The organism is Pseudomonas ulcerans (assembly GCF_036324125.1).
Lineage (GTDB): Bacteria > Pseudomonadota > Gammaproteobacteria > Pseudomonadales > Pseudomonadaceae > Aquipseudomonas > Aquipseudomonas ulcerans.
The window spans coordinates 1-15841 of record NZ_JAZDQN010000003.1 but is presented as its reverse complement, the minus strand read 5'-3'; the positions used below and the strand labels follow the sequence as shown (position 1 = coordinate 15841).

The 15841-nt window shown below is 66.5% G+C and carries 14 protein-coding genes; 8 read left to right on the top strand and 6 right to left on the bottom strand.

The genetic code is table 11. The features are described 5' to 3' along the window. Window positions 1-5 precede the first annotated feature (5 nt). The 4 genes from V0R59_RS03645 to V0R59_RS03630 form a co-directional block, all read right to left on the bottom strand. Entirely contained in the window at window positions 6-1121 is a 1116-nt protein-coding gene (locus V0R59_RS03645) for a succinylglutamate desuccinylase/aspartoacylase family protein (protein ID WP_330073505.1), read from the bottom strand. A gap of 8 nt (window positions 1122-1129) precedes the next feature. Next, the gene (locus V0R59_RS03640; protein WP_330073506.1) at window positions 1130-1840 is read right to left on the bottom strand and encodes an ABC transporter permease; all 711 of its coding nucleotides are present in this window, start codon (window positions 1838-1840) and stop codon (window positions 1130-1132) included. Continuing rightward, window positions 1837-2565, bottom strand: coding sequence for an ABC transporter permease (locus tag V0R59_RS03635; RefSeq protein ID WP_330073507.1), 729 nt, complete (start codon window positions 2563-2565; stop codon window positions 1837-1839). The genes V0R59_RS03640 and V0R59_RS03635 overlap by 4 nt, the downstream gene beginning before the upstream one ends. Window positions 2566-2628: 63 nt before the next feature. Beyond that, complete coding sequence (locus V0R59_RS03630) at window positions 2629-3411, bottom strand: transporter substrate-binding domain-containing protein (RefSeq protein WP_330073508.1); 783 nt, start codon at window positions 3409-3411, stop codon at window positions 2629-2631. 261 nt (window positions 3412-3672) lie between these two features. Here V0R59_RS03630 and V0R59_RS03625 point away from each other — a divergent pair, with 261 nt between their 5' ends. The 8 genes from V0R59_RS03625 to V0R59_RS03590 all read left to right on the top strand — a co-directional run bounded on the left by V0R59_RS03625 (window position 3673) and on the right by V0R59_RS03590 (window position 12973). Beyond that, window positions 3673-4335 carry a LuxR C-terminal-related transcriptional regulator gene (locus V0R59_RS03625; RefSeq protein WP_330073509.1) on the top strand — a complete coding sequence of 221 codons (663 nt, stop codon included), beginning with the start codon at window positions 3673-3675 and terminating at the stop codon, window positions 4333-4335. 365 nt (window positions 4336-4700) lie between these two features. Continuing rightward, on the top strand, window positions 4701-6131 hold the full coding sequence (locus V0R59_RS03620) for an NAD(P)/FAD-dependent oxidoreductase (protein ID WP_330073510.1): 1431 nt from the start codon (window positions 4701-4703) through the stop codon (window positions 6129-6131). Continuing rightward, window positions 6128-6973: a N5-glutamine methyltransferase family protein gene (locus V0R59_RS03615; RefSeq protein WP_330073511.1), complete on the top strand. Its 846-nt coding sequence runs from the start codon at window positions 6128-6130 to the stop codon at window positions 6971-6973. The genes V0R59_RS03620 and V0R59_RS03615 overlap by 4 nt, the downstream gene beginning before the upstream one ends. Beyond that, on the top strand, window positions 6970-8238 hold the full coding sequence (locus tag V0R59_RS03610) for an aminotransferase class I/II-fold pyridoxal phosphate-dependent enzyme (RefSeq protein WP_330073512.1): 1269 nt from the start codon (window positions 6970-6972) through the stop codon (window positions 8236-8238). Before V0R59_RS03615 ends, V0R59_RS03610 begins: the two co-directional genes overlap by 4 nt. Window positions 8239-8256: 18 nt before the next feature. Beyond that, on the top strand, window positions 8257-8592 hold the full coding sequence (locus V0R59_RS03605; RefSeq protein ID WP_330073513.1) for a chorismate mutase: 336 nt from the start codon (window positions 8257-8259) through the stop codon (window positions 8590-8592). Window positions 8593-8595: 3 nt separating this feature from the next. After that, a complete protein-coding gene (gene pabB, locus V0R59_RS03600; RefSeq protein ID WP_330073514.1) occupies window positions 8596-10605 on the top strand; it encodes an aminodeoxychorismate synthase component I in 2010 nt (669 codons plus the stop codon). 3 nt (window positions 10606-10608) lie between these two features. Beyond that, complete coding sequence (locus V0R59_RS03595; RefSeq protein WP_330073515.1) at window positions 10609-11598, top strand: prephenate dehydrogenase dimerization domain-containing protein; 990 nt, start codon at window positions 10609-10611, stop codon at window positions 11596-11598. Beyond that, window positions 11495-12973 (top strand): MFS transporter, encoded by a 1479-nt coding sequence (locus V0R59_RS03590; RefSeq protein ID WP_330073516.1) that lies wholly within the window; start codon window positions 11495-11497, stop codon window positions 12971-12973. Before V0R59_RS03595 ends, V0R59_RS03590 begins: the two co-directional genes overlap by 104 nt. A gap of 13 nt (window positions 12974-12986) precedes the next feature. Here the strand turns inward: V0R59_RS03590 and V0R59_RS03585 are convergent, their stop codons facing one another. Then, entirely contained in the window at window positions 12987-14645 is a 1659-nt protein-coding gene (locus V0R59_RS03585; protein WP_330073517.1) for an ATP-dependent DNA ligase, read from the bottom strand. After that, complete coding sequence (locus V0R59_RS03580) at window positions 14642-15661, bottom strand: ligase-associated DNA damage response exonuclease (protein WP_330073518.1); 1020 nt, start codon at window positions 15659-15661, stop codon at window positions 14642-14644. The genes V0R59_RS03585 and V0R59_RS03580 overlap by 4 nt, the downstream gene beginning before the upstream one ends. Window positions 15662-15841 lie beyond the last annotated feature (180 nt).

The following is a 15841-nucleotide window of genomic DNA, read 5'->3' as shown; positions in this document are numbered from 1 at the left end:
TTCCCTCATGGCGACAGCAGATAACCGCTACGGTAGGCCTCGCGTCCGGCGACATGGGCGATGACCATGCCGGCGGTGGCCATGCGCCGCAGCGAACGGGCGTAGAGCAGGCCGGCCTGGATGTTGTGCACCGGCGTGACACGGTCGCTCAGCGGGTCGATGACCTCGGCCACCAGTTGCCCGGCTTCCAGGTACTGCCCGGGGGCGACATGGAACACCAGCAGCCCGCCCAGCGGCGTCGCCACCGGCTCCACCGCAGCCAGCGGGGTGGCGGGGTAGAGCAGCGGTGGCAGCGGTGCCGGTTCGCCTTCGATGGCACCGAAGCGGGTCAGGTACTGCAGGATCGCCGTGCAGTCGGCCTCGGCCAGCGGATGGCTGACATCCCCCTGGCCGCGCAGCTCGACGGTCACCGAGAAGCTGCCCATGGGAATCGGGAACTGCTTGCCGAAGCGCTGCTGCAACTGCCACCAGACCAGGGTGAAGCACTCGTCGAACGACTGCCCGCCGGAATCGGTGGCGAGCAGGCTGGCCTGTACCCCGAGGTAGCGCGACAGCGGTTCGACCTGGGCCCAGGCTTCCGGCGTGGTGTAGAGGTGTTCCACCGCTTCGAAATCGCAGTGCAGGTCGAGCACCATGTCGGCATCGCAGGCCAGGCGTTGCAGGGTCAGGCGCTGCGACTGCAGCGGCGTGTTCGCCGGATGGGCGTCGAGGCCGCGGCGCAGGTATTCGCGGATCAGCTCCAGGTTGTGTTGCGGGTCCTGGGTCAGGTGGCCCTCGACCTGGTCGCCGATCTGGTCGGTGAGGTCGACGAAGCGGCGGTTGAAGTTCTCGCCGCTCTGCAATTCGTAGCGGCCCAGGGGCACGTCCATCAGTACCTGTTCCAGGCCCACCGGGTTGGCCACCGGGACGAGGACGATCTCGCGGCGCAGGCGGCCCTGGGCCTCCAGTTCGGCGAGACGCTGCTTGAGGTGCCAGGCCACCAGCATGCCGGGCAGTTCGTCGGCATGCAGCGAGGCCTGGATGTAGACCTTGCCACCGGCCCGCGGGCCGAAGTGGAAGCTGTGGATCTGGCGGGCGATGCCGGGCACCGGCGCCAGGAGGTCATGGGTCTTGTGGTGCATGTGGAGTCCTAGTGAGCGGGACCGAGGAAGGCCAGCCAGCGCCGTTCGGCGAGGCGGAACAGGCCGACCAGGGTGAACGTGACACAAAGGTAGATCAGCGCCGCGATGCCGAACGACTGGAAGGTCAGGAAGGTGGCCGAGTTGGCATCCCGGGCCACTTTCAGGATATCCGGCACGGTGGCGGTGAAGGCCACGGTGGTCGAGTGCAGCATCAGGATCACCTCGTTGCTGTAGAACGGCAGCGAGCGCCTCAGCGCGGACGGCATGATGATGTAAGCATAGAGCTTCCAGCCATGCAGGCCGTAGGCCTTGGCCGCCTCGATCTCGCCATGGTTCATGCTGCGGATCGCCCCGGCGAAGATCTCCGTGGTGTAGGCGCAGGTGTTCAGGGCGAAGGCGAGGATGGTGCAGTTCATCGCATCGCGGAAGAAGGCGTCCAGCAGCGGTTGTTCGCGCACCGCGGCGATGCTGTAGATCCCGGTGTAGCAGATCAGCAGCTGGATGTAGAGCGGCGTGCCGCGGAACAGGTAGGTGTAGAACTGTACCGGCCAGCGGATCCAGAAGCGCCGCGAGACCCGGGCGATGGACAGCGGGATGGAGACGATGAAGCCGAACGCCAGCGAGGCGCTGAGCAGCCACATGGTCATGGCCAGGCCGGTGATGTTGGTGCCGTCGGTGTAGAGGAAGGCGCGCCAGTATTCCTGCAGCAGTTCGATCATCGCAGCGCCTCCCGGGTGCCGACGTTATAGCGCCGCTCCAGCCAGCGCAGGACCAGGTTCGAGACGCTGGTGATCACCAGGTAGATCAGCGCCGCCACGACCAGGAAATAGAACAGTTGGTAGGTGCTCTTGCCGGCGTCCTGGGCGGCCTTGACCAGGTCGGCGAGGCCGATGATCGAGACCAGCGCGGTGGCCTTGAGCATGACCATCCAGTTGTTGCCGATGCCCGGCAGGGCGAAGCGCATCATCTGCGGGAAGACCACGAAGCGAAAGCGCTGCATGCGCTTGAGGCCATAGGCCGTGGCCGCCTCGACCTGGCCGCGGGGCACGGCGAGGATGGCGCCGCGGAAGGTCTCGGTGAAATAGGCGCCGTAGATGAAGCCGAGGGTGATGACCCCGGCGGCGAACGGGTCGATCTCGATGTATTCCCATTCCAGGTAGTCGGTGAGCGCGGTGAGCCAGGTCTGCAGGCTGTAGAAGATCAGCAGCATCAGAACCAGGTCCGGCACGCCGCGGATCAGCGTGGTGTAGAGCTGGGCCGGCAAGCGCAGCAGGCGGATCGGCGAAAGCTTGGCGCTGGCCCCGATCAGGCCGAGGCCGACGGACACCAGCAAGGACATGAAGGACAGTTTCACGGTCATCCAGGTGCCCAGCCAGAGCAGCGGGCCGAAACCTTTCAGACTGAACGCGGAAAGCCCGAGCAGGGCGAGCAGGTCGTCGAACATTGACGCGAACCCCAGGCAGAAAAAAGAGTGCCCGCCTTCGTCGGGCGGGCACTGGGTGGGCGGTTACTTGCCGCTGTAGAGGTTCAGGTCGCCGAAGTGCTTCTTCTGGATTTCGGCGTAGGTGCCGTCGTCGTGTAACGCTTTGATACCTTTGTTCAGAAGCGTCTGCAGCTCGGTGTTACCTTTGCGGATGCCGATCGCTGTCTTGGAGGGCAGCAGGTCGCTGTTCACCGGCTCGCTCACCTCGTAGCCCACGCCTTTCTCGGACTTGAGGAAGCCCAGTTCGGCCTGCAGCATGTCCTGGATCGAGGCGTCGAGGCGGCCGGAGATCAGGTCGGCATAGACCTGGTCCTGGTTGGCGTAGGCCTTGGTCTGGACCCCGGCCTTGTCCAGCACGGCCTTGGCGTAGGCTTCCTGGATGGTGCCCTGCTCGTAGCCGACGGCCTTGCCCTTGAGCGAGGCAACATCGGCGCTCAGGCCGGAGCCTTTCTTGTAGACCAGCGAGGTCGGTCCGGAGAACAGCTCGTCCGAGAAATCGATGGCTTTCTGGCGTGCCGGGGTCACGGTCATGGACGAGATCACACCGTCGAACTTGTTGGCCTTGAGGCCCGGAATCATGCCGTCGAAGTCACTTTCAACCCACTTACAGGTGACTTTCAGCTCCTTGCAGATGGCGTTGCCCAGGTCGATGTCGAAGCCCACCAGGCTGCCATCGGCGGCCTTGGATTCGAAGGGCGCATAGGAAGGGTCGACGCCGAAGCGCAGCTCCTTGTATTCCTTGGCGAAGGTACTGCCGGCAGCCAGACACAGAGCAACAGCGGAAAGCGTCAGCCATGCTTTTTTCATCGTGTAGTCCTTGTGAAACGGCGGATATTGGGTGTGGCCGTGCACCGTTACCGGTCGCGGCCCGACATCACAGTGATAGCAATTTCCGCACCATCGTTCCAACAGTGCCGCGTAGGCGGGGGTTGCAGGATTCGCGGGATGAAGGGGGATGCCCTGTTTTGGCGCTGGGGATGGGGCAGGGGGCTGTTTGCCGGTGCGTGGGGGCTGAATGCTATGGTGCTGCCGATGACCCTGCATCAAGGACCGACAGGACCCGCGCCAATGAGGCCCAACCCCGACTTCATGCACTGGTGGCTCGAAGCCAACTCCCGCTTCGACGACTGCCAGACCCCGGACGAGCTGTTCGAGGAAACCACGCCCCTGACCTGCGCCCTGGGTTTCCAGCGTTTTGCCTGGGGTCGCCGCAGCGCGGTGCCGTTCAGCCAGACCCGTGTGCAGTTCACTGGCACCTATCCGGATGCCTGGCTGGCGACTCAGGATCATTGCCCGTCCCCTGGCCTGCTGTTGTGGGACGAAACGGCCGACGCCCCCGGCAGCCTGCGCGACTTCGGCTTCGCCAGTGGTGCCACGTTCACCCAGCGTGGCCGCGACAGCAGTTGGCAGATCCTCTGCGTCGCCCGGCAAAAAGGCGCGATCAGGTCCGCCGAGCTGCTTCCCTTGAAACTGCACCTGCGCAGTCTGCTGGAGCTGCTCGACGAACACCTCGAACGTGTCGAGGGCCGTCACCGGGTTCTCCAGCTCAGCGACCGGGAAACCCAGGTACTGCGCTGGCTCGCCGACGGCAAATGCTCCAAGGGCATCGCCGCGATCCTCGAACTGTCCGAGCACACGGTGAACTTCCACATCAAAAGCATCCTGCGCAAGTTCGACTCGCCCAACCGGGTCCAGGCGGTGGCGCAGGCGGCCGCGCTGGGACTGATCTGAGGCCGCCATCCGTCGCTCGGCAAGCTGCCTTGGAGGCGATTGTTTAACGTGAACGCGCGCGGGCAACACGTGTTTTCGACCCGGTAAAAGTGAGTTGTACCCCTTCGAGGCGCTATTCGGCGGGACCTTTCCTACACCAATTCACCTGCCTGTTCCGGTAGTTGTTCCCCCGCGGCGATGCCCCTAGTGTCTGCGCCGTGCTGTCGAGCGGTGGAATGACGCGAATGGACAATCCCACCCTTTGTCCGCGTTGTTCTCCCTGGACATTCGGACGGGTTCGAGACAAGTCGGCAGCTTGTCTCCTGGCGCTGCACTCCTACAGCGCCAGCCGTCCTGTTTTCGGTTCGCTATCGCGGGAGACAACCATGATCCATGACGTCATCGTGGTCGGCAGCGGTGCTGTCGGCGCGTCCATCGCATTTGAACTGGCCAGTCGCGGGCTCAGCGTCTGCCGGGTCGGAGAAACCGCTCGGCGTCACTCGGCCTCGCGTGCCGCAGGGGCCATGAACGGCTGCTTCGGCGAGGTGACCCGCAGCCTGCTGGCCAGCGAACACGGTCGCTTGAAACTGGCGATGGACATCCACGCCAAGGGCCTCTGGGCGCAGTGGAGCGAGCGCCTGACCCGAGCCAGTGGCAACACGGCCGGACTGCTCAGCGCCTGCGGCACCCATGTGATCCTCAACTCCGCCGGCATGGCCGATATCGACAGCGTCAACTACGCCGCCATCGAACAGGCGCTGCGTGACTACCAGACTTTCTACACCCCGGTGGCCCCTGGCGAACTGGACTGGGTCCGGGCCAACGACCTGGTGCGGCCGATGCAGGCCCTGCTGATCCCCGACGAGAACGCCATCGACGCCCACTTGCTCCTGGACAAGCTCGATGCCGCCTTGCTCGGCTGTGGCGGCGAGATCATCGACGGCAATGCCCGCCGGGTCCTCAGCGAGGGCTGGAGCGCCACCGGCGTGGCCCTCGAAGACGGTCGCCACCTACCGGCGCGGCACGTGGTGGTGGCCGCCGGTGTGCACTCCCTGGATCTGCTCGACGGCCTGGAGGAAATCCAGCGGCACATACCGCCGCTCTTCGCCGGCTACGGCGTGTCCATCCTGCTGCGCCTGCGCCCCGGACAAAAATCGCCGCAAACCGTGATTCGCACACCCAACCGCGCCTTCGCCTGCGGCCTGCACTGCGTGCCGCGGGGCGATGACCTGCTGTACATCGGCGCGACGAATATCCTCGCCGAGCAGCCACGGCGTCACGCCCAGGTGTCCGACGTGCAGTTCCTCCTCGACTGCGCCGTCGACCAGCTCAACCTCGACCTGCACGACGCCGCCATCGTCGACATCCAGGTCGGCAACCGGCCGATCGCCGCCGACGGCTTCCCGCTGATCGGCGCCTGCGACTACGACGGCCTGTGGCTGGTGACCGGCACCTACCGCGACGGCCTGCACCAGTCGCCACTGCTGGCGAGCTGGATCGCCGATCGCATCGAAGGCCTCGACCACAGCCTCGACCTGTCTTGCTTCACCCCGCTGCGCGCGCCCCTGGCCGGTCTGCCGCGGGACGAGACGGTGGCGGAGACCGTGCGGCAGATGTTCGCCACCGGCTATGAGTACCGCTGGAACATCAAGCCTTACTGGATGCCACTGCTGGACCAGGGCATGAGCGAGAACTACACGCGCCTGATCACATCGCTGCACCCACGGCATACCCCGCCACCGGAACTGGTGGCCTTCTCCTGGCTGTACCGCTCGATGTACGAGCGGTTAGCTCGCTACTACGAGGCCTGGTCATGATCCTCAGTGCATTCGAGCACCATCAGGCGATGGCCCTGCGCGACTTGAGCAGCGCCGGCCTGTGGGACCCGGTCGGCGACCTGCGGGCCCTCACCGACAAGCATTTCAGTGGTGACCGAGCGCTGGACGCGCGGCGCCTGGATGCCTTTCGCGCGGATGTCGCCGAGCGCTGCACGCGCATTCCGCTGGGCCATGTCCTCGGCTATGTCGACTTTGGCGAACAGCGCCTGCTGGTGGGCAGCGGCGCCTTCGTGCCGCGCCGCCAGAGCCTGGCCATGGTCCGCTGGATCGAGCGCAACCTGGCGCTGAACAGTGACTCGACCGTGTACGACCTGTGTACCGGGGTCGGAGCCATCGGCCTGGCGATCTGGGCAGGCAGCGGTGCACGCACGGTCTGCGTCGACAGCGACTGCACCGCCCAGGCCTATCTGCGGCGCAATATCCAGCGTCTCGGCGCGCAACGCGAGGTCAGCCTGTACGCGGGGGACATCACCCGGCCGGACAGCCTTTCCCCGGCGCGCCGTTGCGTCGATCTGGTGGTGAGCAATCCGCCCTACGTCCCGCCAGGCGCCGAGCTGCTGCCGGAGTGGAGCAGGCACCATCCTCCAGGCGCCATCTATGCCCGCGAAGAAGGAGTCGAGCTGATTGCCGCCAGTGCTCGGGTTGCCGCGACGCTGCTGCGTCCGGGCGGCGTGCTCCTGCTGGAACATGGCGAGGCGCAACGCGAACAGGTTGCCGCAGCCCTCGACGAGCACCGCTTCGAGGCGATACGGCATTGCCAGGACGACGACTTCAGCGACGCGACGGGACCCTCCGTCTTCACCGTAGGGAGAATGCCATGAACAACCAGCCGCACTTGCCGTCGTGCAGCACCAGCAACTGGATGGACGTCCGCCGTCAGCGCACCAGTGGCGTACTGGACAGTGCGGTGGCTGAAGGCCTGACCGGCTTCGAGGTGGTCGCCCGCAACGGCAAGCAACTGACCCTGCTGGACGGGACGACCTGCACCGAGTTCGTCTCCTGCTCCTACCTCGGCCTGGAAAATCATCCGGCCCTGGTACTTGCCGCCCAGGTGGCGCTGGAGCGCTTTGGTGTACACCTGTCCGCCAGCCGCGGGGCGATGAGCCCTGTGTACCTGCGCCAGTTGGAGCAACTGCTTGGCGATATCTATGGTGGCTGCAGCGTCACCGTGTTCAGTTCCACCAGCAACGCCCATCTGGGTGTGCTGCCGTTGCTGGGCAGCGGTGGCATGGATGGCTATCCAACCCGGGAAGGCGGGGTGATGTGGCTGGTGGACCGCACCGCCCATGCCTCGATGCAGGTGCTGCGCGGTGTGCTGGCCCAGTTCGGCACGGTACGCCGGGTCGATGTCGCGGACAGCGACGGCCTTGACGAAGTCCTGGCTTGCTGTGACCGCGAGCGCCTGAGCCCGGTGCTGCTGATCGATGGCGTCGGCTCGATGTCCGGCCTGCTGCCGGTGGCCGAACTCGCCCAACGCCTTCAGCGGTACAACGGTTTTCTCTACGTCGACGATGCCCATGGGATCTCCATCACCGGTCGCTACGGCGCCGGCTACGCCTTCGAGAATCTCGGTCACCGCCTGCCGGGCAATACCCTGGTCGCCGGTTCGCTGAGCAAGGCCTTCGGTGGTGCCGGCGGCTTCATCGTGCTCAAGCCCGGAGCCAACGCCGGGCAACTTCGGGCCCTGGCCAACCCGTTGGTATTTGGTCACAGCATCCCGCTGCCGCTGCAGGCGGCCAATGTCGCCGCCGCGCAGATCCACCTGTCGTCGGAGATCCAGCCGTTGCAGCAGGCCTTGTGGCACAACGTACGGCGCCTCGATGAGCGGGTCGGGCAAGAGATGATGAACGCTGGCCTGCGCGCTCCCATCCGTGGCGTGCTGTTCGACAACGAGCGCCAGGGCACCCTGGCCGCCAGCGCCTTGCGCGCCTCGGGTCTGGTGGTGTTCCCGGTGTTCTATCCGATCGTGGAGAGCGGCAAGGCCATGCTGCGCTGCGCTCTCTCGGCGGCCCACAGTGCCGAACAGGTCGACGAACTGGCGCGCAAGCTCAATCTGCAACTGAGCCGGACCCCCGGCCAGCGCTAAATCGCGGAGGAACTCGACATGCCAGCCAACGCCAGGCAGGGCGCGGCCGGGAGCTGCGACGCGCTGCAGCCCTACCGCGAGCAACTGGACCGGATCAACGAGCTGCTGGTCGACCTGCTCGCCGAGCGCATGCAGGTGTGCCGGGTCATCGCCCGGGTCAAGTCCGCCGACGGCATGCCGATGATGCAGCCGCAGCGTGTGACCTCGACTCTCGACCAGGTGCGCGCCCTGTCCGGGCCCCGGCAACTGCGTGCGGAGTACCTGGATGAACTGTTTCAACTGATCATCGAGGAAACCTGCAACGAGGAATTGCGGGTCATGGCAAGCCTCCAACCGCCGCCTGCGAAGGAGTGAGCGATGCGCACGCTGATCGTCGACAACTTCGACTCCTTCACCAACAACATCGCCCAGTACCTCTACGAGGCCTGTGGCGAACAGCCGGTGGTGCTGCCCAATACCCGCAGCTTCGAGCAACTCGACCTGGATCGCTTCGACGCCGTGGTGCTGTCGCCGGGACCGGGCCATCCGACCCGCATCGCGGACTTCGGCGTCTGTCGCGAGGTGTTGGAACGGGCGCAGATCCCCTTGCTCGGGGTGTGCCTCGGGCACCAGGGCATCAACTGCCATTTCGGCGGCAAGGTCGAACATGCGCCGCAGCCGGTGCACGGTTACCGCACGCGCATCCGCCACGACGGCAGTGGACTGTTCGCCGGGATCAACCAGGATTTCGAAGTGGTGCGCTATCACTCGCTGGTGTGCACCGAGGTACCGGACTGCCTGTCGGTTACCGCGCGTTCCGAGTGCGGCCTGGTGATGGGCCTGGCGCATCGGGAGCGGCCGATCTGGGGCGTGCAGTTCCACCCTGAATCCATCGATTCGGAATATGGCCGCCAGGTACTGCGCAACTTCGTCCGGCTGGCCTGCGAGCGCCGGGTCCACCGGCGTCAGGTAGAGGTCGCCGAGGCCCTGCGCGTGGCCGGTGGTCCATTGCACCTGGGTTTCGATTGCCAGCCGCTGGCGCGCCCGCCCGATCCGCTGGACGCCTTCGACAGCCAGTTCGCGGGTGCTGGCGCGGCGTTCTGGCTCGACAGCGAGCTGGCCGATCGTGGCCAGGCGCGCTATTCGCTGATGGGCGCCTGCACCGCCGAGATGGCGCTGGTGTTCGCCTACGACATGGAAAACCGCCAGTTGAGCATCGATGGCCCGCAAGGACGCACCGTGCTGAACGGCGACTTCTTCGAGCTGATGGCTCAGGTCATGGCCCGATTGCGCCCCGCGCAGCGGCCCGAGGCACCGTTTCCCTTTACCGGTGGCCTGGTCGGCTACCTCGGCTACGAACTCAAGGCCCTGACCGGTACCGACAACATCCACGTCTCGTCGCTGCCCGACGCGTTGTTCTACCTGCCGCAGAACCTGCTGGTGTTCGATCACCTGCGGGGCAAGGCGTGGCAGTGCAACCTGTGGGGCGAGCGGCTGGTCATGAAGCCGACCCGCGAGGTTACTCGCCACCCGCCGCCGCGCTTCTTTCCCGGAGCGGTGGCCGAGTCTGCCCTGGAGCTGGCCGACTGTGCCGCTACCTATTGCGAAAAAGTCGATGCCTGCCTGCGTCAGATCGTTGATGGCGAGTCCTACGAGATCTGCCTGACCAACCGCGCCCGGATGGAATGCGCGGAGCCGCCGCTGGACGTCTACCAGCGCATGCGGGCGATCAGCCCGGTGCCCTACGGCGCGTTCATCGATAGCGGTGACTTCGCCATCCTCAGTGCCTCGCCGGAAACCTTCCTGCGCATTGACCGTGGCGGGCGCATTCTCTCCCGGCCGATCAAGGGCACCCGCCCGCGGGGCTGCAATTCAGAGATCGACCAGTCGCTGCGCCAGGACCTCGCCGACTCGGCCAAGGACCGCGCGGAAAACCTGATGATCGTCGACCTGGTGCGTCATGATCTCAACGGCATCTGCGTGCCCGGCTCGGTGAAGGTGCCACAGGCCTTCGCCATCGAAAGCTATTCCTCGGTGCACCAGTTGGTGTCCACCGTGGAAGGCCAGTTGCGCGCCGACATCACTCCGTTCGCAGCGATCCGCGCCTGTTTTCCCGGCGGCTCGATGACCGGTGCGCCGAAACGCCGGACCATGGAAATCATCGACCGTCTGGAATCTTCGGCCCGGGGCGTGTACGCCGGGGCGCTGGGCTGGATCGGTGTGGATGGCTACACCGACCTGAGCATCGTCATCCGCACCGCGGTGCTCAAGGACGGCACGGCCAGTTTCGGCATCGGCGGCGCCATCGTCGCCGCTTCCGACCCGGCTGAAGAAATGCACGAGACGCTGGTCAAGGCCAGCGTGCCCTTCCACAGCATCAGGAGCTGAGCCTTGGACAAGTATCTGATCGTCGGCGGCGCCGGCATCGTCGGGCGTTTCATCGCCGGCCTGCTGGCCGATACCGGGCATGCGCCCATCGTGGTCGACCGCGAGCCTGCCGGGCGTGCGTTCGACCAGCGGGTGATGGACGCCCTGGACCTGCCTGAGCAGGCGCCGGAGTTACTACAGGGCGTCACCACCCTGGTGTTGGCATTGCCCGAAGACGTGGCCTTGCAGGTCCTGCAGCGCTACGCCCGGTCGATGCCGTCGTTGCGCCTGCTGGTCAACACCTGCTCGGTGCAGCAGCCGTTCCAGGAACAGGCGATGGCGCTGCTGCCCGGCGTGCCGTCGCTGGGCATCAACCCGATGTTCTCGCCGACCCTGGACTGCCGCGGGCGTCCGGTGCTGCTCTGCGAGCGCAAGCCCGGTGCGGCGGGGGACTGGTTCGCCGGGTTGCTGGAGGGGCATGGCATGCGCGTCTCGCGACTGCATCCGGAGGAACACGACCGCACCCTGGCGGTGTGCCAGACGCTGCCCCACGCGGCAGTGCTGGCCTTCGCCTTCGCGGTACAGCGCAGCGAGTGCGATCCCGCGATGCTCGCCGCCCTGGCGCCGCCGCCGATGCAGACCCTACTCGGCCTGGCCGCGCGGATCCTGCACAACCCGCCGCAGACCTACTGGGATATCCAGCGCCACAACCGCCATGGCGCACGCCAGCGCGAGTACCTGGCCGGTGGACTCGACCTTTTGCATCAATTCTGTCGCCAGGACACGCCGGATGCCTTCGCCGCCGAACTGGATGCGGTGCGCGACTGGCTCGGGCCTGGCGTGGCGGCGCACGGGCGCACCTGCGCGCGGCTTTTCAATCTGTTGAACATGTCTCAGGGAGAGATGGACGATGTCCGAAGCGGCAAGCCCTCTGTTATCGATGCTCAAGGACCGCAGCAAGGGAGCGGCGTTGCTGGTGATCATGCTGCCGGTCCTGCTGGTCACCATCGATAACACCATCCTCAACTTCGCCCTGCCGCGCATCGCCGCGACCCTCAGCCCATCCGCCGCCGCCCAGTTGTGGATGATCGATGCCTATTCGCTGGTACTGGCCGGATTGCTGGTGACCATGGGCGGCTGCGGCGACCGCTTCGGTCATCGGCGCCTGCTGTTCATCGGCTGTGGTGGTTTTGCCGTGGTCTCGCTGTTGCTGGCGCTGTCGCAGCAGGACTGGCAACTGATTGCCGGGCGTGCGCTGCTCGGGGTATTCGGCGCGATGATCCTGCCGGCGACCCTTGCGCTGATCCGCGGCGCCTTTGAAGACCGAGAGGAACGCCGCGTGGCGGTAGCGGTGTGGGCCACCTGCCTGACCATCGGCTCGGCGCTGGGTCCGTTGCTCGGCGGTGTGCTGTTGCAGTTCTTCGACTGGCCGTCGGTGTTCCTGGTGGCGCTGCCGTTCCTGCTGCCGGTGTTGCTGCTGGCGCCTTCCATCGCGGAAACCGAGCGGGAGCGGGGGCCGGCGGTGGATGTTGCCAGCATTCTGCTCAGCCTGGCGGCCATGACCTGCCTGATGCTCGCCCTCAAGCACGGGGCGACCCGCGGCTTCGACGCCCAGGCGGCGTTGTGTCTGCTGGCGGGGATCGCCTGGGGCATGGCGTTCGTGCGCCGGCAATTGCAACTGGAGGAACCGTTGCTGGACCTGCGCCTGTTCCGGCGGCGGGCGTTCAGCGTGTCGATCCTGGTGAACCTGGTCAGCCTGGGTTTGTTGATCGGCTTCATCTTCTTCGCCACGCAACTGCTGCAACTGGTATTCGGCCTGTCGCCGCTGGCGGCCTGCCTGATCTTGGTGCCGGGGCAGGTGCTGGCGATGGTAGCGGGGATGGCCATCGTGCCGGTGGCGCAGCGGATGGCCCCCAACCAGTTGATCAGCGGCTGCCTGCTGCTGGCGGCGGGGGCCTTCGCGCTGATGGCGCTGGTGGAGGCCAGCGTATTGAGCCTGGGCATCGCGTTCCTGCTGCTGAATGTCAGCGTTGCGGCGATCACCACGGTGTCCAACGACCTGGTGCTGTGCAGCGTGCCGGCGCACAAGGCAGGCAGTGCATCGTCGGTCAGCGAGACGGCCTACGAGGTGGGGGTGGTGCTGGGCACGACCTTGATTGGCGGGGCGGTGGCTGCGGTGTACCGGTTGTCGCTGGACGTGCCGCAGGGGCTGTCCGAGGCGGCCGCGACGCTCGGCGGGGCGCATGCGCTGGCGGGTGGAACGGAGCTGGTGCAGGCGGTCAATGGTGCGTTCCGGGAAGGGGTGAGCGTGACCAGTGGAGCGGTGGCGGGGCTGGTGCTGGTGTTTGCGCTGCTGGCCTTGCGTGGTTTGCGTGGGGTTCGTGTTTGATGGGATCAGCCTGCTAACTCAACAATGCCTGCAACGTCGCCAGGTCATCCGCTTCCTCCACCGGCTTGTCCTGCCGCCACCTGAGCATCCGCGGGAAACGCACGGCGATCCCGCTCTTGTGCCGCTTCGACAGGGCGATCCCTTCGAAGGCCAGCTCGAAGACCATGCTCGGCGTCACGCTGCGCACCGGCCCGAAGGTCTCGACGGTGGTCTTGCGGATGATCCCGTCGACGCTGCGCATCTCGGCGTCGCTCAACCCGGAATAGGCCTTGGCGAACGGCACCAGGCTGCGTTCCGGCGCGCCCACCGGGCCATCCCACACGGCGAAGGTGTAGTCGCTGTACAGGCTGGCCCGCCGCCCGTGCCCGCGCTGGGCGTAGATCAGTACGGCATCGACGGTGAAGGGGTCGATCTTCCACTTCCACCACACGCCCATGTCCTTGGTCCGGCCAACCCCGTACAGCGCGTCGCGGGCCTTGAGCATCAGGCCTTCCACGCCGAGGCTGCGCGATGCTTCGCGCTGGCGCGCCAGGTCGGCCCAGTCGCGGCCGTGCAGCAGCGGGGAGAGTCGCAGGACGTCGGCTTTGCACGCCTCTACCACGACTTCGAGCTGGCGCCGCCGCTCGGACTGCGGACGGTTGCGCCAATCCTCGCCGCCCCATTCCAGCAGGTCGTAGGCGAGCAGGACCACTGGTGCGTCCGCCAGCAGCTTCTTGCCCAGGGTCTTGCGCCCGATGCGCTGCTGGAGCACGGCGAATGGCTGCACGGCGATGGCGTCGGCACGGTCGTCCGGCTTCCACACCACGATCTCGCCATCCAGCACCGTGCCGTCCGGCAGGCTGTCGGCCAGGGCGTGGAACTCGGGAAAACGTTCGGTCACCAGTTCTTCGCCCCGGGACCAGATCCATAGCTGGCCGTCGCGCTTGACCAGTTGCGCACGGATACCGTCCCACTTCCACTCCGCCTGCCAGTCCTGCACCGGGCCGAGCAGGGCCTCGAACTGTTCCACCGGCTGTTGCAGGGCGTGGGCGAGAAAGAACGGGTAGGGCTGACCACCCCGTTGCGCATGTTCCTCGGCGCTGGGGGCGGCGATCAGCGCCTGGTAGTCCCGGGCCGTCGGGCGATGGCCGAGGTCGGTGTAGCCCACCAGGCGTTGCGCCACCTGCTTGGCGTCGACCTCGCTCAATTGGGCCAGGGCGCGGGTCACCAGCAGTTTCGACACGCCGACGCGGAAGCTGCCGGTGATCAGTTTCATGCACACCAGCAGGCTGTTGCGGTCCAGTTGCGCCCAGAGTGGCGGCAGACGCTCGGCGAGGATTTCCGGGGCCAGGCCGCGCAGGGGCAACAGTTGTTCCTCGACCCACCAGGCCAGCCCGGCATCGCTGCTGTGTTCGCTCTCCGGCAGCAGCAGGGAAAAGGTCTCGGCCAGGTCGCCCACCGCCTGGTAGCTCTCCTCGAACAGCCACTCCGGCAGTCCCGAAAGACGCACCGCCAGCTCCCGCAGCAGACGGGTCGGCACCAGCTGGCGCGGGCGGCCACCGGCGAGGAAATACACGGCCCATGCGGCATCCTCGGCGGGGACCTGGCGGAAGTAGTCCTGCAGGGCCTGGAGCTTGGCGTTGCTGGAGGTGGTGGCGTCCAGGCGCAGGTACAGCTCGGCGAAGGCCTTCATGCCTGCGTCTCCCCGGTACTGGCGGCATCGTCTTCCTCGCCGTATTCGGTGACGAAACCACGGGCGTCGAGGCCCTGTTCCTTGAGGTAGCGCACCAGCACCTGCACCGAGCCGTGGGTGACCATCACCCGCTCGGCGCCGGTCTGTTCGATGGCCCAGAGCAGGCCGGGCCAGTCGGCGTGATCGGAAAGCACGAAGCCCCGATCGACCCCGCGCCGCCGTCGTGTACCGCGCAGGCGCATCCAGCCGCTGGCGAAGGCGTCGCTGTAGTCGCCGAAGCGGCGCATCCAGCTGCTGCCGCCGGCTGATGGCGGGGCGATGACCAGGGCCTGGTGCAACAGCGGGTCGTTGCGCGGGATATCGCCGGCGTATCGGGTTGGCGGGATGTGTACGCCGCCTTCGCGATAGACGCGGTTCAGCGGTTCCACCGAACCATGGGCGAGGATCGGGCCGATGCTGGCGTCGATGCCGTGGAGGATGCGCTGGGCCTTGCCGAAGGCGTAGCAGAACAGCACGCTGGCCTTGCCGAGGGCCTGGTTGTCGCGCCACCAGGCGTTGATCTGGCTGAAGATTTCCGCCTGTGGCTGCCAGCGATAGATCGGCAGGCCGAAGGTGGATTCGGTGATGAAGGTATGGCAGCGCACCGGCTCGAAGGGGGCGCAGGTACCGTCGGGTTCGACCTTGTAGTCGCCGGAGGCGACCCAGACCTCGCCCTGGTGTTCCAGACGTACCTGGGCCGAACCGAGCACATGGCCGGCGGGGTGGAAACTGAGGGTGACGCCGTGGTGGTCCAGTGGCTGGCCGTAGGGCAGGAGCTGCAGGTTTATATCGGCGCCGAGACGGGCGCGGAGGATGCCGGCGCCGGGTTCGGCACAGAGGTAGTGGCGGTTGCCGGGGCGCGAGTGGTCGCCATGGCCATGGGTGATGACCGCGCGCTCTACCGGGCGCCAGGGGTCGATGTAGAAATCGCCGGGCGGGCAGTAGAGGCCTTCGGGGCGGGCGATGACGAGGTCCATGGCGAAGGCCGGGTGGTGGGCTTGTAGCGGTAGAGCGGTGACGGGCGGGAGAAGTTCTTTGTTTTTGCTGGCCTGTGAGCGGCAAAGCTACGCGGACCCTGTGGGAGCTGGGGTTGGCGCGGAGGAGGCGGGGTTGAGACAACCCGGTAACCGGGCAACGCCACGCCCCCAACGGGCGCG